Here is a 26,872-nt window from a genome sequence, read left to right on the forward strand (position 1 = left end):
CTTGATGGCGATCGGCTTTAGTAGTGCGCGTTGGGTTACTAACCTCTGCTTTCCTTGGATGTGAAAATATTTCTTTGCTGCCAAAGTCTCTACTATCGCCCTTAATTGCCATCACTAGGACGCGGCGATATTTTCTTTCTCTAGTTCTTACCCATTCATACACCGCGCCGCTGGTAGTACCATCAGAGGAATCGATACTGACTGCAGATGCGTAAATCTCACCAAAGCGCTCATGCTTGAAGCCTTGGAAAACTAACTTGTCCAAGGCATCCCAGCAGCTATCGCGCTTATCTACCGTGTCGCCATCAATTTCGCCCCAGTACATTTGCCAGCTTTCTTCATTGCGACCAAATGCGCGGATAGTGATGGCGAGGCGGTCATGCTGAACATCAATACCGACAGTAACCAGCAACCCACCAGCCGGACAAAATAGCTCTGGATAGTCTTCCGCAGTTTCTTGCAGTTTTTCATGATCCAGCAACCGGTTGGCCGCATATTTATAGGGCCTGCCTAACTTGTTGTTTTGGAACACGATGCGTGCAGATTCATCGCCGCTTTTGGCTTCGTGTTCGGCTTCCAAGAAATCCCTGACGACCTCCGCCAAGCCAGTACCCGGGATACACACATAAAGCTCTGATAGCTCCATAAAGGTTTCTATCGGTTCGATTTCATCCTCTGCAAAGTCCTCGCCGCATTGGGTTTTGAACCAGCCGGCAAAGTCATCGCCGTTTTCCCGCGCGGTTTTACAGGTCTGCAGGATATTGGCCTGGCGGCGGTAGTCATCCCAGGCACTACCACATTTAGGACAGGTATAAACGGCGGTTTCTGGCTGATTCAGGCCGAATACCGGGTGCGGTGTGCCGCCCTCTTTCTCCAACCAACTAACGTTTTCCCAGTCCAGTACATGGGACTCACCACAGTCGTGACAGGTAACCGGTAGCACGCGCATTGTGCCGAGCTTGGTGTAGTGCTCCACTTGGGAAAGATCAGCAACCGCCGGCGTGCCGCCAATAATCAATTTCTTATTGCGCATCCGTTTTAGGCGTTCGCGCAGGTGGCGAATGGAATCGCCCTGATCACCGACGTCTTTGTTAGTATCGTCGGGCTCTTCTACATAACCACGCTTGGCAGTGGTGGATTTAACATTAGAGACGGAATTAGAACCCACAGTACGCACTTCCCCGCCAGGGAATACTTTTCTGGTAGATCTGTTCCCCAGCTTGCGACTGGTGGAGACATCAATCACACGCGCTACATTCGGTGAGCTCTCAACAATCTTCACGAACTTTTCGTCCATGAAGTTCTGGCCTTTTGAATCCTTCGGGAAAAGCATCAATACCCGCGCTGGATCTGTCAGTGCAACCTTGCAGATATCCGCCGCCAATAACACTGTCCAGCCAATCTGTGCTGCCTTTTGCATTACGACCATCCATGACACCGTGCTATCCAGCGCGTGCATTACGCCCCAGAAGTAGGGAACGTATTCGACACGGTAATAGCCAGCGTTATCGCTATCTTCTGAGGGCAGTTTGATATTTTCCGGCAGCCACTCAATTAGCGGAATTTTAGGCTGCGGTATCCAATTTTTACGGACCTCCTCAACTAGCCGACAGAGGTTCGATCTCGTAACTACCAATAGCTCTGAGGGCAGCGTTAATGTTTGGCTGTAGGGGGTCACGGTCGATGGTAATGGCATACTGGCTCTCTATCGCAATAATTATGTTTTCGCACGCCCCTAAAAATTCATTTTTTCCAACTTTGGTCCACTCCACCATTCCTTGGCGGACAGACTCGATATCAAGTATCAACTTATCTTCCCGGTAAAACTCACGCCTCATTTTCTCCGCACTGAGTCTTGCCTTATCTGCATCGGCCAAATCCTTTTCTTTACGGGCATCATTTATCTGACGGCCTGCTGCTTCAACCCGCAGCCTTTCACAGTACTCTTGAAGCCAAATACCAAAGCTGGCACCTTTCGTTAGCACCCCAGCCTGCACATGCTTGGCAATCGCCGGCTGTGAGGTACCCACCAAGCGAGCAAAACCAGACTGAGTGGCCTTATCATCCAGTGATAGGTTGTCAGCCAAGGTATAACCCCCTACGAAATTTCAGATAGCTGTTAAAAAAACGGGGTCCGAATTACCCGTGCGCCGGATTTCTCAGGAGGACCCATTGAAGTGTAATTCAGCGTCGCTTAGCGCTTGCCAGTGCGCGCTCCATCGCCTTTTCCAGCTCGATCGGAATGTACTTTCGGGCTATGCCTTCAGCAATTTGAAAGAATGGAAAACGCTTACGGTATTCTGGTTTCTTTTTAACGAAGACCAGGATGGGCCTAACCGATCTGCGCCGCTTGTACCCTACCCTTTGCCAGACTCCTAAGGTGCCCTCAATCTTTCCGACAAAGTAACCCTTGGTTGCTCCTCGCTTGGATTTACTGCGCTGGCTATCGGTAGCGTTTTGCGTGGGGTCAGAGCTAGCACTAACCTGGGATAGGATCTTGCTGTAAGTGCCCGCGCTGATATTGCCGTGCTTATTCAGCTTTGCCCCCTCACCGGGAACAACATACATCCCAGCAGGTAGCAGGCCAGCAAAGCGCAGCGCCCGCTCAAACCGTTTGTCATTACGGCTAGTGCCAAACACCGCCGGCGCCAGGTATTTACTCGGCGCCGTGCCTTTAGTGGCATGATCACGGATATAAACTTTGGCACGACCAGAGAGCTTGGTCGCCTTTTCTATCAGAACTGAGTTCAGGGTTAACTTCACTGGGTTCATAAAAACCCGGCCCATTGCAGAACGCTCTTCCCCTCGAATCCTAAAGGCCACATTGTTCAAGGCTACAGAGCCAGCATAAGGCAGCTGACGCTGTAACTCGGCAGATGCACTATCAAACGCTGAAGTATCAATGCTGACATTAACCGTCATGAGTCTTCACCCTGCTGCTGCTCTTGCAGCTTCAAGCGCTTGTGGTTGTAATACCAATTAACCACCAGACCAACCGCAGCGATCAGTACACCCGCAAGCCCAAGCCAGTTGTTTGCAAGCCAACCCGCAAAAGTTCCCGCACCAATGGCAGTCATATAGCCAGCCTTATCCGCTATTTCTCTCAGAGCATCCTGAAGTGTCATGACTGCTTCCAGGCAATAGCTGCCTTCTCAACGCTGCGCCCCACGACATAACCACCGAGGCCGATTTTTACGATTTCCAGAAGGGCGAGAGTCTGGTCCTCGCTGAGGTTTGGTGCCGTCCACCCCAGCCAATGAAAGACAATCAGCCCCACGAACGTAAGCATTGTTACTGGCCGCCAGTTTCTTTGTAGCCATGATTCTCCCCCTGCTTCAGCAGTGATTATCTGGGTTGCCGCTTTCAGCTCCTCCAGGTCCATTGAGATTAACTTTGAATCCACCTGTGCCTTTAAGCGATTAGCTTCTGTCTTATCCGGGAATGCCTTGTCAATGACCTTGCCGATTAATTCGGAAATAGCAGAAATCATTAGTAGCTCCAAAGTGAGATATTTAGTGCGCAAAACACAAGGCTATATAGGAGTATAAAACTCTATGGTCAGACCGGATTTTAGTCACGGAAAGACAAACTTTGGGGTTTGCTAGCAACACAGCGGTCTTGACCGGTAACCACCGAATTCAGTCTAATTCTGCCCCCTTTAGCTTAAGCTCAGAGCAGTACCCACTTATAAACCGGACTTGTGGTTTGAAGAACTTAAGCCAATTCCAACTAGCTATTGAGAAACAAAAATTAGGAATAACTATGATTTACACCTTCAGGAAATACTTCGTATTTTTTATTTTGTTAGTTGCGAGTTCTTCTGCAATCTCAGCTGATCATTTTATAAAAGGTACAATGAACTATATGGCAAGTACCTGAACCTCGCTACTGATTAGATTGGACACTGGGGTCCCAGCTAATTGCGCCAGTACAGCTCACAACTTGATGAAAATCAATAAAGAAGATTCAGTAATGATCTCAGTGGCCCTAGCTTCTTGGGCGAGCGGTAAAAGAGAAATAACTGTATACACTGATGCTGACGGGTCATGCACCATCTATCAACTCGATCCACAGTACTGAAGGGCCAAAGCACAACTAGCGCATAGTAGCTAAATAGTGAAGCCGATATAGGCGTATTGGTCCAAACAGCGATAACCGGAATTAATCACAATCGGCCTATTGAACTGCTCCCTGACTTTTATCAAGCTGAGCAGCGTGTCATTCGAAAGTGGATCTTCCTGCAACAACGGCTGGACAACTCCTCCTTTAATTAGTCGCTTTAAAACAAGGGGGTACCAGATACAAAAAAGCCCGCACAAAGCGGGCTCGAAAATGATTAAGGATACAAAAGTTCGTAATCAGAGCGATTTAAACTTTTATTACTCTCCCCAAAACTAGGCTTTTACTATTTACCCAAAGCTTCACTGGCAAAAGTCAGACCGAATATAGGGCAGAATCGTTTACCCCTCAGAAATCTATAATTAGGCGATTAATAAAACAGTTTGGCTGGGAACCGTCAAAATTAATCCTGACTTGCTTATTGGCCATAGCAGCAGAAAGCGCAGCACTATAAATCTTTTCAGACCCTTCTTGTGTGACACCACTCTCACCGACGCTTACATAGTGATATTTTGGCGAACTTTGGCCGGGGCAGTCAGAGCTTTCATTCTCAAAATACAAAACAAAATTACCATCTGCTAAAGGATAAACTGCCTTTATTTTAGATGTATGCCAGTAAAATTCTGCATTGCAGATGGCGGGCAGCAAAAAACCACACAATAATAGAAGAATTTGTTTCACCTTATATCCTCTTTAGAAATTTATTTACAGCTTAAAAATAAAATTTTTCGCTCTTTAAATTTGATCTGGTAGAACTTACCCTCAAGCCAGCCATCACAAAAAACACCATGGACTCAACCGCTAATCCCACCATCTGTAGTTAGCGTAGATGCTTAGTTGGAAGCTATCTTACATAAAAGCTACTATTCAAATTTCCGTATTGGTTAGAACGCAGCAATACATCAATTTGATTTCCCCAATTGATTGCTCTTTCTAAAATAACCTAGGAAACTACGCAATATCAGATCTGCCTATCCCTTCAAATGAGCAAAAACCCTGCCCTAGCTCTTATCTTACTGGGGCAGTGTCGCAGCGCAGTATACTTTGGCCTTGGCGCAAATCAACACCTCACTCACCCATATCGCGGACTAGCCCCCTGAGCTCCAGGCTTAGAAATACAGCATGTTATGGTTTCTGTACAATCGTGACACACGAGCTCCAGGATCCTAAGGACTTGCTAGCCACTAGGATTTTGATCAATCGTCCATAGCTAATGAGCTACTGTAAGGCCTACGAGGTAGATTTGATATGGTTGCAAACATTAGTAGCTCCACACCGTAGGGCGCGCACGCTCGCCAGGAATAGAATCAAGGTCATCCAAGTGGATAAACCGCCTTTTGATCGGCCCTTTCTGCTTCACGCCTATACCGGTGAAACCCTCCTCTAAGGCAATTTTCATAAGCTTGTGCGCCCCGCTCGCAGCCACAGAAACATCAACAGCCTGCCCGGTGGCATGAGTCATGGTCGCATTTATTCGTTTGTTATGAGCTGGGCAACGGTAGCCAGAGCTGATAATCATTGGCTTGCCCAAACGCTCTCTAACCCGGATTAAACGTCTGAGTGTTTCATCTTCGAAATGATATTTGCCACAACACTGGCAGGCCAATTCCAACCCTGTGAAATAGTCATTATTGAACATTAAATTACCAGAAATAAAAAAGCCCGCACAAAGCGGGCTTATAGATATGTAAGACATCTAGTACATATATTTTCAAATGCTGATATTCAGGGTTATGACAAATTAATAGAGGCTAGAACCCAGGATCCACAAAACTTATCAGCTAAAAATTAAGTCATTTTCTATCTTTAATACCTATCAACAAGACACAGATTTCGCCGTACAAACCATATCATTACCACTTGTCTCACATGAAACCTCAACATTCTCACAATTGAGGATCGGCGGGAGATAAATCCCCTGCCGCTCTAAAGCTTCTGCAAATTGTTGAATAGCATCTTTTGACTCAAAAATCCAGATACCAGCAAAGCTAGACTTCGAATCACTAACTGTATTGTTATCTGCATCTATACCAGTTCCCTCTAAATATTCGAATGAAACTTCAACATTTCCGTCATCGGAGTCAACTCCGCTTATTTTATAAAGAGCACTAGATCCATCTTCAAATTTTACCGTAACAACAACATTTACATTTACCACCTTACCTAAAAGTGAAACTACCGCTCCAGAATAAGCACTAAATTTTTCAAATAAATCCAAATCATTATAAATAACATCTCCCACATCATTTATTGTCTTTGTGCTACCACTAAGGTCCCACGCGCTATCTGCAATATCCTTTGGGATATGCACAACCCCAGCAGAGCTAGCAACAAAGTTCAATAAATTGCTACGCAAAATTAGCATATCATCGAATTGAGCCTTGACCTCTGGATCAACCGTCGTTGGCTGAGCTATCGCCCCAATGATCTCAAAGTTCTCTATCTGCGTCATCCCGACATAGGCTTTTATAACTCCCTTGTCCACATCAACAATATGAAATCGTCGATTAATATTCTGGGACGCCTTCTGATCAGCCAAGCGAGAAAAGCTCAAGCAATTATTACATGTATATATATTAGGCTCTAAAAGAGACTGCGCATGCGAAAACGACGAAAAACATAAAAAAATAGAAACAACAAATAAAACCCCAACAACTCTTTCTTTCATCACAACAATATCCATTTATAAGTGAAACAAAAATACATCCAAAACAAATACTATCATGTAAACGTTAAACCTAATAAAGATCGACCATCAATTATAAAAAAACTCTGGCCCCAAAAGACATAACATTCAATATGTAACAAACTGTCTAATCTTAACACCCTGTCACAACTCAAAAAACAAAATATAAAACTAGAACCCATTAACTTTAATGCTTTATTTATGGAGACTAAATAAACACATTGGCCCACCCAAAAGTTCAAATCGTAATAGAAGCATGAACTTTACATCCCGAAACTTCATCTCAACAAGCCAACTCCAACTATGAGAAATAGCCGTTCTGGATAATAAAGGCTCAAGAATTAAGCAAAAAAAGGCGTCCAAAAGAGCGCCATCAAGAACATTAACAAGAGATGAAAATAAAACCCCAGAAACGAAAAAACCCGGCTGGTGGAGCCAGGCTTCTGTTGCAAGCGGAAAAACCGCAGGCTAGAAAAAAAGTACCATCCTGGGTCAAAGTCTGTCAACCCACTTTTAGAAATTTTTCTTTGTAGCTCTCTACAACTTCAGAAACAGGCCCTAGAGCACGCGCTGGCAGTGGGTCCAAACGCCTCTGCAATTTTCTCCAAGTATTCTTCCATTCCAGATCCCAAGTTGATTTTTGACAACCTACAATCGTGCGGGCCTGCTTAACCTCCACCTTTCGACCATTCACATCCCGCAGCGCACACGCACCAATACAAAACAGCGCCAACTGACTCACCTTTTCTCTCGGGTGCGGCTCCTCCCACTTGTCAAACTCAGACATCAAGTATTGCAATAGTGCCGCTCGCTCTTTGACTCTTGCGGCTGGCGGGGCGTAGGCGGCCATGCCCCAGCAGTATGCCAGTGGATCACTCACTCGCAGCTTGGCGACTACATCTTGGATTAAACCCTTTTCACAGGCATCCATAACGCGGTTGCCGCTGTCCCTAGCCCCAGGGGTTTCTTTCGCAATTACTCTTGGTGCACTAACCCGGCAAATGACTTGGTTGGCCCTCCCCTGCATCTCTCCGCGAATTAAAATTTTTCGCCCCCTCCCAGCTGAGGAAACCGTACTTCTGCCGCCCATGGCCTCATAATCAAATGCAGCTGTGGAGCCGTCAAAGGCATCGTGCCACGCTTGTCTAGCACTATCGAATCTCATGTCATGCTCCCCAAGCAATTTTCAAGCAACCAAAACCAGCCAAGCACCCCATCACGCAGCCTGCGGCATGCTCTCGTAATAATCCTGAAATCGCCTTTCGGCCGCGTGCAGATTGTCTCGGTGATACGTGCCCAGGTAATTTATATGGCCCTGGTTTATCCAAAATTGGGTAACCACCGTATTCGCAAAGACGACCTCCACGAGGTGAGCGTACTTGGTGCGGAATACGGCTAGGGGGCTGCTGGGGTTGGTTGTGGAAATCCTTTCGATGGCTTCTGGGATGGTGACTGTGCACATGATGAGCTCTCCTTGATGATTGAGTTTTACCAATTGGTATCCGTTGCGATTTCTACTGCGCTGAGGTTTCGCGTTCGCCGCTGTGGCGCTGGCCGCTTCGGAGGAACAAACCTTTCCCGCCTCACCCAGTTTCGCCATACAGCCATCCAGTCGCACCTCACCCCCTGCCTACCCGACTGAGATTTCCAGTAATCACCAAAGCTGGCCGCGATATCGTAAATCTGGTGAATCACTTCTGGGCGAACCTTGGCCGCCTCATCGTAGAATTCCTGGGTGAGCTGCCAATCATCGGGAAGACGGGAACCGCGCTTGGATGGCGGGGTGGGTTCCTGGGGAACAGCAAGGTCACCCCCCTGCTCGCTCTCTCTCTGGTTATTTTCTAGATTAGTTACTTTCTTAGTATCTTTACTTTCTTGTGTCGGCAAACCCGGATACGGTAAATCCGTATCTGGCAAATCCGTATCCGGCAAATCCGTATCCGGTAAATCCGTATCCGGTAAATCCGTATCCGGTAAATCCGTATCCGGTAAATCCGTATCCGGTAAATCCGTATCCGGTAAATCCGTATCCGGTAAATCCGTATCCGGTAAATCCGTATCCGGTAAATCCGTATCCGGTAAATCCGTATCCGGTAAATCCGTATCCGGTAAATCCGTATCCGGTAAATCCGTATCCGGGTTTTCAGGAAGTGGATCAGCATCTCGTGGTGCATCAGAGATTTCATAGTCTGTACCGACTATTTTTCCCCGTTCACCGCGTCGAGTAATTCGCTTGCAATAACCAGCACCAATCAACTCACCTAACAATTTATAGATCTTGTCCCTACCCTCCTGAGCCTCTTTGGCCAGCGCCGAAGGGGAAACCTCCCAATGATCAGGTTTTGAAAGCAGGTGCAGCAGCAAGCCACCAGCAGCAAAAGAAATACGACGATCACGCACAACGGAATTAGAGACCACCAAATAATTTGAAGATGGCCGAGCACTTCGACGAATCATGCAGCAGCCCCCCTAGAGAAAAACAAATTGATCATGTTTTTTATTACCTATCCTTGAGAAATAAAACGGACGGCACCCAGCCTCACAAACTATTCAATCCTTCAGTTTTCTTTACACGACCCTCTGTAAATATCCCGAATAACTCCCTACCCTCCTAGCAACCTCCACTAGCCAACGGGCAAACTCTAGCGGCGTATGCTCTCGCTCTGCTTTAGTTACTGAAGGTAAGCGCGGATATCCTTTAGTGGGCCTAATACAGTGCGTTGCCTTTCCAAGAACCAATGGAATATCCGGTAATTCGACGGACTCACAACCCAGCACATATAACCAAGTCGCCTTTTCAGCTCTATGCCCCCACCAGTGCTGATGCACAGGCAGTGTCCAACCACCAAACTTGTCTCTCCTCCCCGGCACAGGCAAACTTGCGGCTTTCCAAAGGGTGGAATACGCAGGGTGCTCCAAAACCCCACCCCATAGCCTGATTTGCTCCACTGCAAAAATTGCCAACTCTTTTTCGTCTTCTGAGCCTTTTGCAAACTGTCTGAGCCTACCCCACAGCCGACAAGGCGGGTGTGTAATCAAAGCGTTACCCCCAGGCCATTTACGAGCATCCCTCTCAGCATCCCAAACATCGATGCCATCAAGTGACTTGTAATTGCTATCCTTCCTTGCAAATAGCACGCTTACTTTTTTCGCATGGCTCACACGACACTCTCCCTAACTACTAGTGGACTGCCCCACCTGTATAAATCCCCATATACCGCAATGAATTAATCCCAACCCTTACTCACCGCAGAATGGCAGGACAATAAAATAGGGATTTGAAAATGAGCATTATTTTGGTTTCAACTGTCAATTCGCATCCGCCTAACTTGCCTACTGAACTTCTGCCACCCTTTGCGGACCTGAAGCTTCAAAAACCTCAGCCAGCTTTGGGCAAAGATCTACAGCCTTTACCTTGCCTCCCGTCACCTGCTCTGCCCTTAAGGCGGAAACGGGGGAAACTCCATTTTTTCCTCTCAACCAATTGCTGATAGTTGGCTGCTCTACCCCCAAGGCTTCAGCTGCCTTGGCTTGTGATTTAAAGAAAATCACCAAGTCTTGCGCGGATCTACTCACCTCATTGGCATCGTCCATGAGCGTTCACCAGGTGCTGTTAGACAGAAGATTCAGCCAAGAATATAAAAAACGTTATACAAAGGTCAATAAGAAATTGAATTGGTTTGACCTATAAGGAAACTTATATCATCTGGTCTGAACTCAATAGAGTTGGTGTAAAAACAGGCATAGAGAGGGAATCCGTGACCGACTCAATACAAAGTCGACTAAAACACGCTAGAAAAAGCGCCAACCTAAGCCAGGCTGAAGTTGCTGATGCCGCAGGAATCACCCAACCTGCCTATAGCCAACTAGAGAGCGGCAGAACTCGCAAAGGCACCTCTCTAATTCCCATCGCGCGCGCCCTGGGGGTTGATGCTCATTGGCTTACTAGTGGTCGGGGAAAAATGCACGGTGAGAGCATCGAAGATATTCGACTTCGGAACCTTCAGTTAGAGATTGATATTCATGGTGAAGAATCTATTAGTCAAAAACTTGAGGGGGTTATTCCAGGAGGGCTCCATGGAGTACTGGATGGGAATATTGAAATAAGCAGTCGTTTAGCTCGCAGTATAGAGCCCCCTCTTCAACAACCTTTGGGCTGGCTTGATAGCCCACACGACGATATCGCCGACGCAATTAACATCAGTTTTGATGAAGACTATTCAAAGAATCCATCTACCAAAAAAGACTTTATCGAATTAGTAAAATTAATTAAGGAAAAAATCCAAGACGGCTCACTTGATCACGACCTAGTAGAACTTTTGAAGCAAAATATCCAGATCATGACTAGAAAAAAATGACTCAAAGAATTTCAATATAGGCTGTGAGTTAGCTTAGCATCGAACTCACTGGAACCTCTCCCTAAATTTTTTATATGAGTGTCTTCATAGGTTGGCTCACTCCTTCCCCTAAAAGCTGTCGCAGTGAGCAATACCACAAACCTATGATTCACAAAATAACCAATAGGTGAGTAAACATTTACACTAGTTCCATGGCGCCTCAACGGCAGGTAATTGGCATAGAAAGAGCAAAAGCCGAGGGAAAGTACAAGTGCAGGGTGCCAGTGGATTTGAAAACTATCGAGACAGCAAAGCTTCTCATTTCCCAAGGCATGGCGAAGCCAAAAGTTGCGAAGCAACTAAAAATTGGAGCTAGCACCCTGTATAGGCACTTGGCAGACGCCTGCTAGGTGGCTGCTCGGGCAAATAATATGAGCTGACTCTACGTCATCGCTATATCTGTCTCGATAAAATTGCCAATTCTTTCAAAAAGATTATTTGTAATGTTGGCATCTTCATCGGGATTGCCGGTGGCCTCCACCCTAAGATGCTTACCTCTTATAGCATATTTCGCGCCATTATTGGCCGTATGGATAGCGAATTTGTGGTGCGGGACCTTTTCGTCCTTGTTTGGAATAAGCGTCAATGCGCCTACATATCCAAATACTTGTGTGTTCACAAATGAAGCTTTCAATAACTCATTCTTTAGGCTTGTTGCAAAAGACACCTCTTCGAAGTCGCTATCATGCTCCCCTGAGTGGCAATTTAGACACTTGATTCTCATAAAATCATTATCTTTTGCACCTAAATCGCGCAGTAAATTTACCAGCTGTCTCGCTGAAATAGTCTTTCCACCCTCTTCATGTAACTCCCCATCGTCAAAGGATTGTTGAGACCTCAAATACGAGCTGCCTTTATTGCAGTGTCCGAGTATCGAAACGGTGTTAACTTGGGATGATTGAAAATGTCTAAAAGGCTTATCGGGCGCGTCGCCCGCATAAATGTAGCAGGCCAGGCTCTTCCCCTTGCCTGCCCTTGTGTTATTCCAGCCGCTGGCCAGTTCTAGATACTTAAAAACACCTCGGTCATCTAAAAATGGGTAGAGTACAAAATCCATATTCAAGCTCCTATGATCCCTATAGTGAGGTTAGTGGCTAACATTTATATCAAAAGCTGAAGCTTTCGTGGGCTCATTTTTTAAACCAAGCAGTTTGATGAGTCCAGTTGTGACAGCCCCTGAACTCTAAAACCTGCCCACCCTAAGGCATGTATTGAGTGCGACTATCTAAATGTCGCATTGCAGCAAATTGTCATTACCCTCACATTTTAAGCCTCCTTCTTACTCACCAATTTAGCCCCTTTCGTAGGTAATTCTCATTAAGACATGGTGTTTTTTCCGCCAAAATATAAAGTTTGTTATTGACCAATATTATTACGTTTTTTATATTTCGAGCATAAACCAAGGATAGGGCATCAAAATGCACACTGCCACCCATTTAAAACCCTTGGCCCCACGCCAGGCTGAAGCCCTGACACACCGCGCCCGAGGGCTATCCAATTCAGAGACAGCCAAAACTATGCGCTGCTCTGTAACAAACGTTACCAATTTGCTAGCGGAATGCTTCTACAAGCTGCACGCACGTAACAGTACTGAAGCAGTGGCTAAAGCCGTAAAACACGGATTAATTCACTTTGCGTTGATCGCGTCAGTTATTAGTGGCATTGGCTCAGATGCACAGGAACAACTACGCACACGCATCCAGCGCCGCCCCACAGTTCGCACAATCCGCATTCGCAATAACCGCGAGGGCACAGTATGAACGCCACTATCTTTGTACATCCGACAGCAATGAGCCCACGAGAAATTGAACGGCTTGAAGACTTCACCGGAAAAATTGCAATCATTCATCACAAAGGCCGCAGTGTACGTCTAGTGCAGCCAAAGCCCACCTATTCCCAACATAAAGATATAAATGAGTTCCCCCCATTTGGAGGTGATGCAGCATGAAAGGACTTGAATTTATTGATCAACCGATCAATGCAGAGAATACCGGCGAAGTGAAAAACAACTTTATATCTACTTTGGTGAGGAAAGCGGACGTTGTATTACAAGGTAAAACCCTTGGTGATATTACAGTTTATCGCTACCCAAACGGAAAATTAGACATTCATGCTTGTTTCTATATAGGCAACATCCAAGGGCCGACCACAGGACTCATTCAAGGCCACGGAAGAAACTATGAAGAAGCTATCAATAACGCTTTCAACCAAAGCCGCAAGGAAGCTGAAAATTTTCTGAAATCGCTTGAGCAATTAGCCAAACGAATTCAGGAGGGGACTACCCCGTGAACCACGCACAACCTCCCAAAATATCTTGCCCACACTGCAAAAAAGCAGCAAAGCCGGTATTCAATGGAAAGCTCAAGTTGCGCGGCTGGAACTGTCACACCTGCAGATATTGGGAACCTGCAATAGGCAGGGAAAGAGAGTTCAAAAAACTCATCGAGAAAAATCATGAATGAATTCTCTCAGTTGCTCGAAATCACTCAAGACCTTATGGCTACTGTGAAAGCCCAGCAATTACAGATAAACGGCATGCGTGAACAAATCGCCGACCTTTCCGAAATTATCCAAGGCGAACCCACAAAACAAGATAAGCAGGAGGCAGCGTGAAAAAAGAAAAACTCTTAACCGTCGCCGAGGCCGCCCAAGTATTAGATATTGGCAGAAACAACTTGCTCAAACTCCTACGCCAACAAAATCTTCTACATGGCCGCCAACCTATGCGTAATGCGCCAACTAAAACTGCAATACAACAAGGCCTGCTAGTTGCAGAAAACCGGGATTACAAACGCGGCCCCGTAAGCGTGCCATACGTAACCACCAAAGTTACCGGCAAAGGGATGGTATGGATTCGAGACCTAATTAAAAAGGCAGAGGTACCACAAGCCAGTTAGACAGTTTCACCGCGCTAGGCGCATTCAGTCAGCAGTACCTTTCCTAGGGCTGCCAGTACGGAGCCCACTCTTAAAAATTGGAGGATTAAATGAAAAGATTTGCACTGTTTTCTGGAGGCTACGACTTAATGATGGGTGGAGTCAAACACCTAAAAAAATCATTTCACACTGAGGCAGAGGCAAAACAAGAAGCGGAAGAAATTGCCAAGAGTGACCCCTTTGCTTACTGGGTACAGATTTTAGATAAAAAAACAGATGCAGCAAAAATATTCAGCATAGTGAAAGGCAAGTTGAAACGCCGAAAAGATAAAGAGGGAAACTGCGAGCTGGAAGCAAAGGCAGCTGTTTAAATCTGCAACTGATACACAACCAATACAGACAACCGAGCCCGCCCAGCGCGGGCTTTGCGGGTAGAAGACAATAGCGAGTGATATGCAATGAGCAAGCTACTAACCAAACATGAAATAGCCCGCCTTACCGGTGCTGGCGTAAATAATACTGAAGAACAAAAACGTGTTCTTGACGCCAACAAAATCCCTTATGTACTAAAAAAAGATCAGTCCCCCGCCCTAACCTGGGATATGGTTAATCAGGCCACTCTGGCCCGTAGTGCCTCAAAACCAACCCTAGCAGGTGCTAACCTGCCAGAAGGCTTTAACCTGGGAGCAGCTAACTAATGGGCAGGCGTCGCAGACCAGAAAATTCATGGATGCCACCTTATGTAGAGCGCTACAAAGACGGGTATCGCGTCAATCGTCGCGGGCATCCAACTAAGCACCTAGCTAAACATGATGCCAACCGGTCGGAAGTTTGGGGGGCTTACGAGCGCTACCAAGCTGGGCTGGAAGAGAAAGCCTTCACGTTTGCAGATTTGATCGACCTTTATTTCGCATCGCCCCAGTACACGAAACTTATCAAACCCCAGACTCAAAAAGATTATTTACGCTACAGCCAGCGAGTAAGAAAAGTTTTTGGGGAAATGCAGCCCGACTTGATTACTTCACCCTTGGTTCAGATGTTTGTAGATGCCCGGGGCGCCGAACACCCAGCAGCAACTAACCGCGAGCGAACTTTCCTTAGCATTGTTATTAAATGGGGAAAGGCACGAGGATTTGTCAAAATTGAAGACCCCACTACCGTAATCAAAACGCTCAAGGAAGGCCCAGGGGGACGCTATATAGAGGACTGGGAATACCAGGCATTTAAGCAATGGCTCAGCGAGCGCGGCCATGTTATGCATCGGTGTGCCATGGAGATCAGCTACTTGTGCGCCGCCCGCCAGCAAGATGTACTCGCCCTGACCCGCGCTGACATACGGGAGGATGGCCTATTAGTTGTCCAAGCAAAAACAGGTAAGGCTCAACTAAAACTCTGGAGTCCAGCATTGCGAGAAGTTGTTGACCGCGCTCTCAGTGCCAACATTCACGCGCAAGTGCAAACTACCCACCTCATCCGTAATCGTGCCGGACGTGCATACACTCGCACCGGATTTAATTCAGTCTGGCTTAGAGAGCAACGGGCAGCTCTGGCAGCCAATGCCATAAAAGAGCGGTTCCGCTTTCATGATCTGAAAATTAAAGCGGTCAGCGACTTTGAAGGGGATGTACAAAAATTCAGCGGCCACAAAACTCGCAGCATGGCAGAGCGCTACAATCGCACCCCCGACAGAGTGGTTTCGCTCAATAATCCAAGTTCGAAAAAGCGCCGCTGATACTGGACAGGCATACAGCCAGACTATGAGGAAGTTGAGCTTGTGTACGAAATTACCACACTGAATTACCACACTGGCGCCCAAAACGAAAAAACCCCGCACTAGGCGAGGTTTTAAGTCCTTGATAAACAAGGAAGAATCTGGGGTGGCCGACGGGGATCGAACCCGCGACCTCAGGAGCCACAATCCTGTGCTCTACCAACTGAGCTACGGCCACCATAGTAGTGATATACTTCAGCACCTTGTGGCAGTACTGAGTTCCGGATATCTCTTGCAGCCAATCTGGCTTCAGACTGAGTCCTTTTTGCCAAACCAGCACCATCTAGTGAAGATGGCACGCCCGGCAGGACTCGAACCTGCGACCATCCGCTTAGAAGGCGGATGCTCTATCCAGCTGAGCTACGGGCGCAAGGTGAACCCGGAAAATTGGTCGGGGCAGAGGGATTCGAACCCCCGACATCCTGCTCCCAAAGCAGGCGCGCTACCAGACTGCGCTATGCCCCGTTTTTCCAATCATTCGCACTTCTTTGATCTTGCTTACCGCCCTTGGGGTGGTTGTTTAGATCGCTGCATTTGCGAAGTGCGCGCATAGTACTGATACCCCAGGCCTGTGTCAACGCTTCTAAGCTATTATTTTTTAAGAAGTTTATCCTTTTGCCTCTCAAGGGCCTGAAGTGGCGAAATTATTTCCAACCTGTGCGAAAATGGCGCACTTCGCGAATCCGACCGGATAAAAAGTAAGCAGCTCGAAAGCCGCCTGCTTCCGCCCTTCTATATAAAGTAGGTGCTGGAGCAGACTCCGGTCTATTTAGCACTCGATTTTTTATTGTTAGAGATAGCATCTATGTCTGCATTGGTTCTGGACGGCAAGGCCCTGGCACAGAAAACTGAAGAGGAACTTTCGGCTCGGGTAGCCGCACTGAAGGAGAAGAGTGGTGGCCAAACGCCAATCCTGGCTACCATCCTGGTGGGTGATGACCCCGCTTCCGCCACTTACGTAAAGATGAAAGGCAATGCCTGCCGCCGTATCGGCATGGATTCCATGCAGGTGGAACTGCCCTCCTCCACCACTACTGAGCAGCTGCTCGCCAAAATCGAAGAACTGAATACCAACCCCAACGTCCACGGCATTCTGTTGCAGCACCCGGTTCCGGCACAGATCGACGAGCGCGCCTGCTTCGACGCTATCAGCCTGGATAAGGATGTTGATGGCGTAACTTGTCTGGGCTTTGGTCGTATGGCCATGGGCGAAGAAGCCTATGGCTGTGCAACTCCAAAAGGCATTATGCGCTTGCTGGAAGCCTACAATATTGAACTGGAAGGCAAGCATGCCGTGGTTGTAGGTCGCAGCCCCATCTTAGGCAAGCCAATGGCGGCCATGCTGCTAAACGCCAACGCTACCGTCACCATCTGTCATTCGCGCACCAAAGATCTGGCCGATCATATCCGCCGCGCAGATATCGTAGTGGGCGCCGTAGGCAAGCCGGAATTTATCAAGGCTGAGTGGATTAAGGACGGCGCAGTGGTTGTCGATGCCGGCTACCATCCAGGCGGTGTGGGCGATATAGAGCTTGGCCCGTTGATTGATCGCGCTGCCGCCTACACCCCGGTGCCCGGCGGTGTTGGCCCTATGACCATCAATACCCTTATCTACCAATCTGTCGATTCCGGTGAACGTAAGATTGGCTAGTTTTATACGATTGGATAAGGCGGTCAGCCAGGTGACCGACCTCTCCCGCTCCGACGTGAAGCGCGCCGCCAAAGCGGAGCGCATCAGTGTGAATGGCGAGATAGTCACCGACCCAGCCGCCAAGGTACAGGCCGGCGATGCACTGTACCTGGATGGCGAGCCCCTGCACGAGCCGGGGCCACGCTACATTATGTTAAACAAACCTCTGGGCTATGTGAGCGCAACCAAAGATGGCGAACACCCCACGGTACTGGACCTGATTGACGAGCCCAACAAATCCAAACTGCATATTGCCGGGCGCCTGGATATCGATACCACCGGGCTGGTCCTGCTCACCGACGATGGCCAGTGGTCCCATAAAGTGACCTCACCAAACCATCATTGTGATAAAACCTACTACGCCATGCTGGCAGAGAGAATTGAGGAGGATGCGGTGGCAAAGTTTGCCAAGGGCATCTGGCTCAACAACGAAAAGAAGAGAACCAAACCGGCCAAGCTTGAGATTCTCTATGCTAACGAGGTCCGCCTCACCATTGGTGAGGGCCGCTATCATCAGGTAAAACGTATGTTCGCCGCTTTGGGTAACCGGGTACTAGAGCTACACCGGGAGAGAATCGGCGACATCTCCCTCGATGAAGAACTCCAAGAAGGCGAATATCGCCTCCTAACCCCTGAAGAAATCGCCTCGGTACAATAAACAATATGTCTGCCCTTCTCCTACAGGAACTCCTCCAGGCACCCAGGGAAACCCTGTGGATCGCCGATGAAAACAGTAAATCCCTGCTGCAGCCGGGATTTCACTTTGATGGTGACCTGCTCAGTAATCGCTGGGATATTGCTGAGCAGGCAGAGGGCAAAGTGGCCCGCAGCTTCTTTAACGACTTCCACTTTGGGGAACTGGACCGCAACTATCGCCGCATCGTTTATTCGGTCTCCAAAGAAAAGGCGGTAGTTCATCACATCATCAACCAGGCTCCACACTTTCTCGGCGAAGGCGGCGAGCTGGTATTGCTTGGGGGAAAACAGAGCGGCATCAAAAGCTATGCGGCTAAAGTAGCTGAGCGCCTTGGCACTGCTAAACAACTGCAAAAACACGGCAATGACTATTCCAGTACTAACCGAGTGGATCACCCAAGTGCAGAGGAGCTAGTTGGCGAACTGGATTACCCGCAACTACGCAGTCTGCCGGAGCTCAACGGCCTGTACAGCAAACCTGGCCTGTTCGGCTGGAACAAGATCGACAAAGGTAGCGCGCTGCTGGCCCAACAATTCACCACCGAACTGCCGAAACCTGGCGCCCGCGTCGTGGACCTGGGGTGCGGCTACGGCTATCTCAGTGCCCAGCTGGCCCCCTTAGGCGAATTCCACTTTACCGGCACCGATAACAATGCCGCTGCTCTACTGGCCTGCGAAAAGAATTTCCGCGAGCTGGGTATAAAGGGCGTGGTATTGCCTTCAGATGCCGGTTCTGAGTTGGAAGGCGGAATCGCAGATTTGGTGCTCTGTAATCCGCCCTTTCACCAAGGGTTCCAGGTTGAAGGCGACCTCACTGACCGTTTCCTACAGCACAGCGCGCGGATACTTAAAATTACCGGCTCAGCACTTTTTGTGGTGAATGAGTTTATTCCTTTGGCAAAGAAGGGACCGCACTACTTCTCTGATGTGCGGCTAATCACCAAAGAGAAAGGGTTCTGCGTGTACCGCCTCCGCCCTTAGAGCGCAGGCGATACGGATAACAGGAAAAGCAGTCGCCAGGGCAGGATTGCGATCCTAATAATCGCGTAAATTGAAGAGGTTCATCGAAAGCGTGTGTTCCTCGAGCTCCTCAAGCTGGCGCAAACGTTCGAAAGCTTCCCGTGCCGAGGGCGTTTCTGCACCCTGCGCCAAGTCACGATATTGATCCGCCAGGTAAATCTCGATATCCATAGCCAATTTGGCAATGTCGTCGAGGTTTTCAATATCGATACTTCGCAGTCGCTGCAGGAATTCTTTCTCGCGCCCTTCGGGAGCAAATTGCACCCAAGTATGCAGAGCACCTGGGGGAAGATCTGCATGGAAGTTCTCCAGCGAGTGCTTCATGGAGTCTTCCCGTCGTCGAAGCTGATCCAAAAGTAGCTCGACCCGTTTATTGGTGGCGAGCTGCTCATACTCTTCATATTGCAGCGCCAGCTTGGCATGAAAGTCCCTTCCTTCCTGGATCACTTCCTCAACAGTTTTGTACCGCATCGACCGGTCCCAAAAAAACTACGTCGCTGACTTAAGTATAGGCAGCCGGTGTCAAAGGGCGCCAATCAATATCAGTATTGAGGTGACAGCGTTTTAGGTGACTGGTAAGTATTCCCATATTTGTCACCCTAGTGCCGGAATTGAGTCCTAAGGCGGGCAAAAATTAGTTGTCAACGCAGCCGGCTCATCTTGAAATTGAGGCGTCGGTTGGGGTTGGTTGGATTAATCTTATCTGGTGCGCGGCACTGCAGATCCGCCAAAGGCAAAGCTTTGCGACTGACTGCCAAAATATGATTCTCATACTGAGGCATATACGCCATCCAGGCACCTTTTAATCTCTGGCGCATAGACTGCTGGCGCCAAGCACTGCCCTGCAATTCGTGTTTGTCACCAAAGTTACTCACCAGCACGCCATCCCGGTGTAACAGGCGCATCAGGCTGGAGCACCATTGTCTATTTGCGAGCACCGCGCGCTGCGCCACTCCCTGAGTGTGGCCAAATAAGTCATCGATAACCAGATCAAATGGTTCATTGGAAGGATCATTTAGGTGATCCGCCACATACTCAGTGGCGTCGGCACACACCAGATCGACATTACTCACACGGAAGAAACGCCGGGCAATCTCTAAATGCACAGGGTCCAGATCAACCCCAATAATACGCTTTGCCGAGGTATAAGCCTGCAGTAAGCGAATCAGGGCGCCACCTCCTACACCAAGCAGCAGCACCGAGTTCAAGCGCTTTTCATCAATGAAAAATGCCGGCAGCAGAAGCAGCTCCCAAAGGGAGCCCTTGAGAGGGTCTCGGGGATTCCACTGGGAGTGAAAAACCCCATTACTGTAAAGGCGCACACTGGCACCATGGTTACGCACCTGATAACAGGTACCCCCTACCTGCTTCTGCCACAGTAATGCCATCAGCTTGGCAAATCGGAGGATTTCAGCAGCACCTGTGCAAAGGACTGCAAACCTGTCAGGTCTTCTCGCGTAAAGCGGGCAACGGTGGGGCTATCAATATCCAACACACCGAGACAATGGCCATTATTATCGTAAAGCGGAATGACCACTTCAGAGGCAGAAACCGCATCGCAAGCGATATGCCCGGGAAACTGGTGCACATCTTCAACCAATTGGGATTCGCCAGTGGAAACTGCAGTGCCGCAGACACCGGCACCTACCGGGATGCGAGTACATGCCGGTTTGCCCTGGAAGGGCCCCAAGCGCAGCTCTTCGCCATGCAGAAAGTAGAAGCCCGCCCAGTTGATATCTTCCAGCTCCATAAAAAGCAGTGCACTGGCATTGGCAGTATTGGCCAGCCAGTCTCTTTCAGCTGACAGCAGGCCTTCCAGCTGTCCACTCAGAGATGCATAAAATTTATCTAACGACATTGGCCGTATCGCCTCTCACAAACCGTGGCTACATATTGAGTCTGCTACAAACAGCAAACCCGCGAAATACCTAGCGCTATGCGCGCCAAGACGCAGGTATTTTGCGGGCTTTCAATCTGGAATCAATAGCTGAGAACAAATTACTGGTAAGGGTCCAGTACCTCCTGCCCCCCAGATTCCTCCTGATATTGGTCTGCATCTATGGTCGGGCGGGACCACTCGCTGTCCTGCTCTGCATTACCATTATTAGATTGGATGGCGGGTGGTGCTGTAGTGACATCGGAGGTAACCAAGCCGCTGGACTTTCTTTCATATCGTTTTTCCACCACAGGCTTAGGCGGCGTGGAAGGTGTGCTCTCTCGGCGGATACGACTGGCCATAGTTCTCAGATTCGGGCGGCGACGCTCGGCAAGCTTCACTGCCTCCAGCTCGCTGTTAAGTCGATTGACCTCCGCTTGCAAGTCGCCCATCTGCGCCTGTAGCTCAGTAATCTGGGTCAGGACGCCTTTTACTTTACGACTTTCCTTCTCGTACAAAACAGCGGCGCCGCCAAAGGCCAAAACGAAAATGACCAAAATGGAAAACTGACGCATAAAATCTCCAGAAACATCCCTTCTTATTTTTGAAGGGCATTTTTACAGCAAATTTTCTGTATCTTCCGAGATATTGCGCATAAAAAACAAGTTCAAAAGCCTGCCAAAGCCTTGATAGTCACCATTCCATAAAAACGAACAATTAAAATTTATCGGATAGCGACATATTCACACCAATGTCCCGGCCAGCTCCCCAATCTCAACCGCCTCCTGATCCACATAGCGATTGCTGTCTGAAATTGCTGGCAACAGCGTGCTATCTGCGTATTGGCAACCAATCGCTTGCACCAGCTTTTGCCCCACCTTTTCTGCCTGCTCCGGAGCATGGGCTTTTCCCGTGCGCAGAAAATGCAGTAACAGATCGTAGCCCGGGCGCCAGCACTGCAAGTCAGGAAAGCTCTTTCTCAGCGCTGCGGCAATCCGCAATCCTTCGTAGTCCAGATCCCCCCAGAAAAATGTTGGAACCGTTCGGGACTCCCCATCGTGCCACCAGCTTAGGAATTGCTGCCGGATATTTTCACCAACCACATTAATAGTGCTGAAGCGCACCCTCGCCCCATTGCGAATCCGTTCTGCGCCGCCCTGGTAGCCCTCGCTATAAACCAGCGCAGCACGACTGGGTTGCAGCTCCGCCAGGCTAATAAAAGTGTCCTGGTTTTCGATAAAAATGACCTGCTCAAATTGCCTGGGCAGGTAGGCGTGAAGTAAAAGCTGGCGCTCCTGGATTTTACGGCTCAGGTCAGGATAGAGATTGCGCACCAGAGATTGACGGCTGGGTAATTCCAGGTATTTGGAATCCCCCTTAAAGCAGCGCGCGGCTAATTGTCGCCAGGAAATTTTATCGGCAAAGATCAGCTCTTTGCCGACGGAAACCCAGCAAGCAATAATTTCTTCGACGGACTCAAACCCCGGTTGGAGTTCCAACCCTTCGAAGGGAAAAGCAGAGGGATTCTCAAAGCGATCGACATAGGGCTCCAGCAGGCTGGTCCAGGTGGATTGGCGAACGGTGGGGGATGGGCGATTGAGCCACAGGCGCAGCTGTTCCTCGCTGGCATCCCGAAAAATCAATTGGGCCCCCTGCCACTCGGCAACACCCGGCCGCCTTTTCGGATTCGGTTTCACCGTAAAACACTGGTATTCCCGCGCAAAGTGCTGCAATTCATTCCACAGCTCCTGCTCGTCTTGGTCGGGGTCCCTGAGGGGCTCCAACACTTCCAGCCAACGCTTACTGCCAGCGCGCAAATCCAGCCTGAAACTAATGCGGGCTTCCTTGCCGCGTTCCAGCTGGCTGTCCCGCCGATCCAGAATAAAATTCAGGATGCCGATTAACAGCGGGTTTTCCTCTACCCAATAGGGCAATGCCTTTTCCATCGGTTGCCTCCCTGCCAATGGAGGGGTTTCCCCCGAAAATACCTATCCCTCTACTTCTACCAGGTCCATAAAATCCAGCGACGCCTGTTGGCGAATCGTGCGGCGGTGGTTGGCCCAGAGTTCGGCGATACGCTCCTGGTTGCACACCTTGCGATCGACATACACCCGGGTATTCAGCTGGCCGATGGGCTTGGCACTGGGGCACTTACTGAATACAAACTGATTCGAGATCAGGTCCATAAAAGGCCCCGATTTACTGCTGGGCATAATAAACAGCAGTTGTAAGCCCAGGGTTTCAGTCAGGTAACGGATCACTTCCTTGGAGCGGGACTCATCCATTTTGGAGAAGGCCTCATCCACCAGCACCATCTGCAAATGGCTGCCACTCTCACCAAAGCGGAAAGCCGAAGTGACCGCTGCAGAGCGGATAATATAAGCCGGCGTTTCCAGCTGGCCGCCGGAACCGGTGCCGTACTGGCTGAGCGCAATCGGCTCCTTGCCTTCCGGTTCCTTATAGATCTCATAGCTGCGGTAGTTGCGATAGTCGCTGATTCGATCCAGCTCGCGCCGCGCCACCTGCTCATCCTCACTCAGCAGCATACTCAACAGGCGATCCCGTACCTTACGGTGCTTGGGCGCCAAGTCCGTGTCGAACAGGCTCTGCTCTTCACCCAGATTCGGCAGTTCAATTACCGCCTTAAAGAAGCTCCAGTATTCCTTAAACTCCGCCACCCACTGGTAGTCGAAACGGAAGCGCTCGCGGTCGGCACCAAAGCGGTGGTGCTCCAGCTCTTTGTTCAGATCATCCAACACGCGCTTACCATCGTTAATGGACTGGTAAATAGCGTGGCACAAGTGGGTTACAAAAGTGGTGTTAAAGGATTTTTTCAATCCCAGCAGTTGATCGTGGCGCTCCACCAGCAGGTTGTTCTTGAGGCGGTTGCGCAGGGTCTCTACCTGATCGCCGAGACCGCTGATTAACTTGAACAGGCCATCTTTATGGCCCCCACCAATGTCGGGCTCAAACACCAGCGTATCGACGCTGGCACAGGTGGCGTTGTACTCCATCACCGCGCGATCCAACTGGCGACTGTATTTCTCCAGCTGTCCCTGCCAACTTTCGATATCCGCTGAGAAGTCAAAGTTGTCGGCCGCACGTTCTACCTGCTCGTCGGCAGTAACCAGCACTTGCTCGGCATCGAAAGTGGGGTCGATGGCGGTAATGCGCCTTACCATTTCCTCGCTGTCACTGGCAGCATCGTCCAGGGACTCCAGCTCGCCAGACAGGGCGTATAAGAGTTTTTCGTTGCTTCTTAGCTTGGTCTCCAGAGAGCCATGCTTGCGCTGGAGATCAGACAGCTGCTTCTGCTGGTCTTTGAGCTGGGCCTTGAGTTCATCGACCTGCTGCTCGAACTGCTCGAAGTCCTTCAGGTCCAGGTTTTCTAAAGCCCGCTCGGCGCTGCGCCATTCCCGCTGGGCCGCCAGGGCGGAATCCACAATGGACAACAGCTTGATATTCGCCAGTCCGCGCACCGCGTTGGTGACTCGGCGGTAGAGCTGGTGGCGCTCGTTGACGTGGGCGGCCTCTTCCAGCAACTGCTCCATAGCGCGCTGCTGCGCCGCCAGTGCGCGAGCGCGGGCGCCCTGACCGAAGACCAACTCGGCATCGTCCATATCGCAGCGCCACATGCTGTAGTTGCCACTGGCCATACCGTCGGCAGTCAGACCCCGGCGGGTGCCGCGCAGCTCGTGTTCATCCTCCACCTGCACCACGGCACCGTAAGAGGCGCGCAGATAGTGCTCGGCAGTTTTATGGGTGAACTCCATCAGTTCGATAATGGAGCCCGACGGCATATCCAGGCGCTCCGCATCGCGGCGGGCTTTATCCCCCTGGATCACGCGGGCGCGGTTGTTGCGCCCGGGCAAGCTGCGCACGATGCGAATCGCGCGGGCCTCGTGTTCCGGCTCCACAATAATCGAGAAGCGCGCGCCGCCCAGATAGCCTTCAATCGCCATCTGCCAGCGCTCATCCAGCACTTCCACATAATCACACAGGACGCGGGGCTCCGCCTCCGGGCACTGCTCACGAATTGCGGCCAGGGCCACTTCCACCGATTGGGGGTAGCGCACGCGATTGGCCTGGAGATGCTGAATGCGACTCTCCTGGGTGCGCAGCTGCTTTTGCAGTTGCTGTACTTTTTGCTCCCAGCGGGAGGCCTGCTGGGCAATCTGCTCTTTGGGGGAAACCTCATCACTGGCGCCAGCTTTGCCACTGCTATCCAGCAGATCGAAGAGGCGGTTCTGTAAAGCTTCGCTGCTGGCAGCGCGTTCGCGCAGTGGCTCCAATGCGGCCAGGTCAATCCAGTCCTTGCCCAACAACTTGTGCAGATCCGGCAGGTCTTCCTCGCGGGCGACCTGCTTGATCGCCTGCACCAGTGCCTTATCGGAGAAGGCGGGAATTTCCAGCTCGGCGGAGGTGGAGTTGAGCAGGTTCAATAATTCTTCGGCGGCCTCGCGGTTCTCGCGCCAGCGGGCCTCTTCAGCAGACATGGGGGTATGCTGCTGGGACAGAAGGCTCAGGGCATTGTTAATACGCTGTTCCAGTTCGTCCTTATTGCGCAGCGCATCGATACCCAGGCGCTGGGCTTGAAGCTCTACCAGCTGACCGTTGAGCTGCTCGACGCGCTCGGAAGCGACGCGCACTTCACGCTCATTGTTGTCCAGATCGCTGCGCAGTTTTTTCTGGTCGTTCTTGCCGCTCAGGTAACTCTTTTGCACCCGCTGCTGGCGGTGGCGTGCGCACAAATATTCCTGCACCCGCAACTGCAACCACTGCTCCCTGTAGAGCTCTACCGACTGGGCGATGGCCTCCAGGGAACTGACCCGCTCCACAATCTGGCGGGCTTCCTGCTCCATGCTGTGAATGGTTTTCATCAGTTCGGAGACGGAGCGGATGGCATCACCCAGATCGCGTTTTTCCAACACTTCCTGGGCGACAAAATCGTTGATGCTTTTTACCGGCTTGTAGGCCATAAAATTGGCAAAGGTGCGCGCGGCGTGCATGGCTTCGCGATCGGAGACCGCATCGCGGCGTCCGCGCAGGGCGCCGTAAAGGCGGCGCAGGTAGGCCTTTTTCTTGTCGTACTGCTCTACTTTTTCGAACTGCTTGCTTAGGACCTGGTTGAATTTATCCAGCGGCAGCAGGTGTTTGCCGTCGGTGTAATCCCGGACAAAATCCCCCATCACCAACTGTTCACCGGGGAATACGAAAAAGCGCAAATCACTTTGGCGGGCCTGGGCGGGTTTGCTGCTGCTATCCAGGTGCGCGCGAATCCCCATCACTGCGGTAAAAGGCTCAGCGTCGTCTTCACCGCTGGTGGGATGAAAAATACCGGCAATGTAACAGTCGGTGGGCTCGACACGGGCATAACTGCCGTCGTCACAACCCAGTACATAGGAAGCTAGCGTCCGCACCTGCTTGCCACCGCGCCCGCGCTGGGTGGTTTCATCCTGTCCCGGGTTAAAGGTAAACAGGGTGTCGTGGGCGGCGGTCATCAATGTCTGGATAGCATCGGCCGCCGTGGTTTTACCGGAACCGTTGCCACCGGAAAACAGGTTGATCGGGCCGAAATCATATTCCAACTGCGGGATATTGCCCCAGTTAATCAGGATCAGTTTTTTTAGGAACATAGTCTTTTCAAAAAAACGGTCTTTTCAAAAGCAGGGTCTTTTTGCAGGCGGGAAGCCGACACCCCTCTCCGAGGCTCCCGGGGGCGATTTACGCAAACCCGGGCG

General features: G+C 49.9%; 34 protein-coding genes and 3 tRNA genes. 14 read left to right on the top strand and 23 right to left on the bottom strand.

The features are described from left to right. From G367_RS23625 to G367_RS0110785, 10 genes are all read right to left on the bottom strand, one after another. On the bottom strand, window positions 1-1,696 hold a 1,696-nt coding region (locus G367_RS23625; RefSeq protein ID WP_157533474.1), incomplete at its 3' end, for a terminase gpA endonuclease subunit. After that, on the bottom strand, window positions 1,599-2,087 hold the full coding sequence (locus G367_RS25105; RefSeq protein ID WP_020413136.1) for a hypothetical protein: 489 nt from the start codon (window positions 2,085-2,087) through the stop codon (window positions 1,599-1,601). The genes G367_RS25105 and G367_RS23625, both read right to left, overlap by 98 nt. 97 nt (window positions 2,088-2,184) lie before the next feature. Next, on the bottom strand, window positions 2,185-2,922 hold the full coding sequence (locus G367_RS0110755; protein WP_020413137.1) for a hypothetical protein: 738 nt from the start codon (window positions 2,920-2,922) through the stop codon (window positions 2,185-2,187). Next, window positions 2,919-3,125, bottom strand: a complete 207-nt coding sequence (locus G367_RS23635; RefSeq protein ID WP_020413138.1) for a holin — start codon at window positions 3,123-3,125, stop codon at window positions 2,919-2,921. Before G367_RS23635 ends, G367_RS0110755 begins: the two co-directional genes overlap by 4 nt. Then, window positions 3,122-3,490, bottom strand: coding sequence for a 3TM-type holin (locus G367_RS23640; RefSeq protein WP_020413139.1), 369 nt, complete (start codon window positions 3,488-3,490; stop codon window positions 3,122-3,124). Before G367_RS23640 ends, G367_RS23635 begins: the two co-directional genes overlap by 4 nt. Window positions 3,491-4,109: 619 nt before the next feature. Beyond that, a complete protein-coding gene (locus G367_RS27125; RefSeq protein ID WP_425411207.1) occupies window positions 4,110-4,319 on the bottom strand; it encodes a D-Ala-D-Ala carboxypeptidase family metallohydrolase in 210 nt (69 codons plus the stop codon). A 148-nt stretch (window positions 4,320-4,467) separates the two neighbouring features. Further along, window positions 4,468-4,800 (bottom strand): hypothetical protein, encoded by a 333-nt coding sequence (locus tag G367_RS0110770; protein ID WP_020413140.1) that lies wholly within the window; start codon window positions 4,798-4,800, stop codon window positions 4,468-4,470. Between the two features lie 580 nt (window positions 4,801-5,380). Next, entirely contained in the window at window positions 5,381-5,758 is a 378-nt protein-coding gene (locus G367_RS23645; RefSeq protein WP_020413141.1) for a D-Ala-D-Ala carboxypeptidase family metallohydrolase, read from the bottom strand. 177 nt (window positions 5,759-5,935) lie between these two features. Continuing rightward, complete coding sequence (locus G367_RS0110780) at window positions 5,936-6,790, bottom strand: hypothetical protein (RefSeq protein WP_157533475.1); 855 nt, start codon at window positions 6,788-6,790, stop codon at window positions 5,936-5,938. Between the two features lie 517 nt (window positions 6,791-7,307). Next, a complete protein-coding gene (locus G367_RS0110785; RefSeq protein WP_020413143.1) occupies window positions 7,308-7,970 on the bottom strand; it encodes a hypothetical protein in 663 nt (220 codons plus the stop codon). 3 nt (window positions 7,971-7,973) lie between these two features. On the opposite strand from G367_RS0110785, the gene G367_RS26790 reads away from it, so the two are divergent. Further along, entirely contained in the window at window positions 7,974-8,204 is a 231-nt protein-coding gene (locus G367_RS26790) for a hypothetical protein (protein ID WP_245556686.1), read from the top strand. Window positions 8,205-8,293: 89 nt separating this feature from the next. On the opposite strand, the gene G367_RS26145 is transcribed toward G367_RS26790, so the two are convergent. From G367_RS26145 to G367_RS0110805, 3 genes are all read right to left on the bottom strand, one after another. Continuing rightward, window positions 8,294-9,262 (bottom strand): hypothetical protein, encoded by a 969-nt coding sequence (locus G367_RS26145; protein ID WP_020413145.1) that lies wholly within the window; start codon window positions 9,260-9,262, stop codon window positions 8,294-8,296. A 111-nt stretch (window positions 9,263-9,373) separates the two neighbouring features. Next, window positions 9,374-9,967, bottom strand: a complete 594-nt coding sequence (locus tag G367_RS0110800; RefSeq protein ID WP_020413146.1) for a hypothetical protein — start codon at window positions 9,965-9,967, stop codon at window positions 9,374-9,376. 171 nt (window positions 9,968-10,138) lie between these two features. Then, window positions 10,139-10,399: a transcriptional regulator gene (locus G367_RS0110805; protein WP_020413147.1), complete on the bottom strand. Its 261-nt coding sequence runs from the start codon at window positions 10,397-10,399 to the stop codon at window positions 10,139-10,141. 86 nt (window positions 10,400-10,485) lie between these two features. On the opposite strand from G367_RS0110805, the gene G367_RS25115 reads away from it, so the two are divergent. Next, window positions 10,486-11,163, top strand: a complete 678-nt coding sequence (locus G367_RS25115; protein ID WP_020413148.1) for a type II toxin-antitoxin system RelB family anti-toxin — start codon at window positions 10,486-10,488, stop codon at window positions 11,161-11,163. A gap of 191 nt (window positions 11,164-11,354) precedes the next feature. Next, window positions 11,355-11,552, top strand: coding sequence for a helix-turn-helix domain-containing protein (locus G367_RS27130; protein ID WP_020413149.1), 198 nt, complete (start codon window positions 11,355-11,357; stop codon window positions 11,550-11,552). A 32-nt stretch (window positions 11,553-11,584) separates the two neighbouring features. Here the strand turns inward: G367_RS27130 and G367_RS0110820 are convergent, their stop codons facing one another. Next, entirely contained in the window at window positions 11,585-12,259 is a 675-nt protein-coding gene (locus G367_RS0110820; protein WP_020413150.1) for a hypothetical protein, read from the bottom strand. A 361-nt stretch (window positions 12,260-12,620) separates the two neighbouring features. On the opposite strand from G367_RS0110820, the gene G367_RS0110825 reads away from it, so the two are divergent. The 8 genes from G367_RS0110825 to G367_RS23665 all read left to right on the top strand — a co-directional run bounded on the left by G367_RS0110825 (window position 12,621) and on the right by G367_RS23665 (window position 15,810). Further along, complete coding sequence (locus G367_RS0110825) at window positions 12,621-12,962, top strand: LuxR C-terminal-related transcriptional regulator (protein WP_020413151.1); 342 nt, start codon at window positions 12,621-12,623, stop codon at window positions 12,960-12,962. Continuing rightward, window positions 12,959-13,150 carry a hypothetical protein gene (locus tag G367_RS0110830; protein WP_020413152.1) on the top strand — a complete coding sequence of 64 codons (192 nt, stop codon included), beginning with the start codon at window positions 12,959-12,961 and terminating at the stop codon, window positions 13,148-13,150. Before G367_RS0110825 ends, G367_RS0110830 begins: the two co-directional genes overlap by 4 nt. Then, window positions 13,147-13,491, top strand: coding sequence for a hypothetical protein (locus G367_RS0110835; protein ID WP_020413153.1), 345 nt, complete (start codon window positions 13,147-13,149; stop codon window positions 13,489-13,491). Before G367_RS0110830 ends, G367_RS0110835 begins: the two co-directional genes overlap by 4 nt. Before the next feature lie 165 nt (window positions 13,492-13,656). After that, a complete protein-coding gene (locus G367_RS26470; protein WP_020413154.1) occupies window positions 13,657-13,815 on the top strand; it encodes a hypothetical protein in 159 nt (52 codons plus the stop codon). Next, window positions 13,812-14,099: a phage antirepressor KilAC domain-containing protein gene (locus G367_RS0110845; RefSeq protein WP_020413155.1), complete on the top strand. Its 288-nt coding sequence runs from the start codon at window positions 13,812-13,814 to the stop codon at window positions 14,097-14,099. The genes G367_RS26470 and G367_RS0110845 overlap by 4 nt, the downstream gene beginning before the upstream one ends. Before the next feature lie 89 nt (window positions 14,100-14,188). Further along, on the top strand, window positions 14,189-14,449 hold the full coding sequence (locus G367_RS0110850) for a hypothetical protein (protein ID WP_020413156.1): 261 nt from the start codon (window positions 14,189-14,191) through the stop codon (window positions 14,447-14,449). 87 nt (window positions 14,450-14,536) lie between these two features. Beyond that, entirely contained in the window at window positions 14,537-14,776 is a 240-nt protein-coding gene (locus tag G367_RS0110855) for a DUF4224 domain-containing protein (RefSeq protein ID WP_020413157.1), read from the top strand. Next, entirely contained in the window at window positions 14,776-15,810 is a 1,035-nt protein-coding gene (locus G367_RS23665) for a tyrosine-type recombinase/integrase (protein ID WP_083922715.1), read from the top strand. The genes G367_RS0110855 and G367_RS23665 overlap by 1 nt, the downstream gene beginning before the upstream one ends. 141 nt (window positions 15,811-15,951) lie before the next feature. Here G367_RS23665 and G367_RS0110865 read toward each other — a convergent pair. From G367_RS0110865 to G367_RS0110875, 3 genes are all read right to left on the bottom strand, one after another. Continuing rightward, window positions 15,952-16,027, bottom strand: a tRNA-His gene (locus G367_RS0110865). A gap of 115 nt (window positions 16,028-16,142) precedes the next feature. After that, window positions 16,143-16,219, bottom strand: a tRNA-Arg gene (locus tag G367_RS0110870). Window positions 16,220-16,237: 18 nt separating this feature from the next. Then, window positions 16,238-16,314, bottom strand: a tRNA-Pro gene (locus tag G367_RS0110875). A 340-nt stretch (window positions 16,315-16,654) separates the two neighbouring features. Here G367_RS0110875 and folD point away from each other — a divergent pair. Genes folD through G367_RS0110890 form a run of 3 tightly spaced genes read left to right on the top strand, consistent with a single transcriptional unit; the run spans window position 16,655 to window position 19,216 of the window. After that, window positions 16,655-17,500: a bifunctional methylenetetrahydrofolate dehydrogenase/methenyltetrahydrofolate cyclohydrolase FolD gene (gene folD, locus G367_RS0110880; RefSeq protein WP_020413159.1), complete on the top strand. Its 846-nt coding sequence runs from the start codon at window positions 16,655-16,657 to the stop codon at window positions 17,498-17,500. Then, entirely contained in the window at window positions 17,493-18,197 is a 705-nt protein-coding gene (gene rsuA / locus G367_RS0110885) for a 16S rRNA pseudouridine(516) synthase RsuA (RefSeq protein WP_020413160.1), read from the top strand. The genes folD and rsuA overlap by 8 nt, the downstream gene beginning before the upstream one ends. 5 nt (window positions 18,198-18,202) lie before the next feature. Then, window positions 18,203-19,216 carry a class I SAM-dependent methyltransferase gene (locus tag G367_RS0110890; protein WP_020413161.1) on the top strand — a complete coding sequence of 338 codons (1,014 nt, stop codon included), beginning with the start codon at window positions 18,203-18,205 and terminating at the stop codon, window positions 19,214-19,216. Window positions 19,217-19,270: 54 nt separating this feature from the next. Here the strand turns inward: G367_RS0110890 and G367_RS0110895 are convergent, their stop codons facing one another. The 6 genes from G367_RS0110895 to G367_RS0110920 form a co-directional block, all read right to left on the bottom strand. After that, window positions 19,271-19,726: a hypothetical protein gene (locus G367_RS0110895; protein ID WP_020413162.1), complete on the bottom strand. Its 456-nt coding sequence runs from the start codon at window positions 19,724-19,726 to the stop codon at window positions 19,271-19,273. A gap of 170 nt (window positions 19,727-19,896) precedes the next feature. Further along, the gene (locus G367_RS0110900) at window positions 19,897-20,643 is read right to left on the bottom strand and encodes a spermine/spermidine synthase domain-containing protein (RefSeq protein WP_020413163.1); all 747 of its coding nucleotides are present in this window, start codon (window positions 20,641-20,643) and stop codon (window positions 19,897-19,899) included. Continuing rightward, complete coding sequence (locus G367_RS0110905; protein WP_020413164.1) at window positions 20,643-21,113, bottom strand: free L-methionine (R)-S-oxide reductase MsrC; 471 nt, start codon at window positions 21,111-21,113, stop codon at window positions 20,643-20,645. The genes G367_RS0110900 and G367_RS0110905 overlap by 1 nt, the downstream gene beginning before the upstream one ends. A gap of 140 nt (window positions 21,114-21,253) precedes the next feature. Beyond that, window positions 21,254-21,706 carry a hypothetical protein gene (locus G367_RS0110910; protein ID WP_020413165.1) on the bottom strand — a complete coding sequence of 151 codons (453 nt, stop codon included), beginning with the start codon at window positions 21,704-21,706 and terminating at the stop codon, window positions 21,254-21,256. Window positions 21,707-21,874: 168 nt separating this feature from the next. Further along, the gene (locus tag G367_RS0110915; RefSeq protein ID WP_020413166.1) at window positions 21,875-23,077 is read right to left on the bottom strand and encodes a Wadjet anti-phage system protein JetD domain-containing protein; all 1,203 of its coding nucleotides are present in this window, start codon (window positions 23,075-23,077) and stop codon (window positions 21,875-21,877) included. A 42-nt stretch (window positions 23,078-23,119) separates the two neighbouring features. Beyond that, window positions 23,120-26,767: an ATP-binding protein gene (locus G367_RS0110920; RefSeq protein WP_020413167.1), complete on the bottom strand. Its 3,648-nt coding sequence runs from the start codon at window positions 26,765-26,767 to the stop codon at window positions 23,120-23,122. Window positions 26,768-26,872 lie beyond the last annotated feature (105 nt).

This window comes from Microbulbifer variabilis ATCC 700307 (assembly GCF_000380565.1).
GTDB classification, from domain to species: domain Bacteria; phylum Pseudomonadota; class Gammaproteobacteria; order Pseudomonadales; family Cellvibrionaceae; genus Microbulbifer; species Microbulbifer variabilis.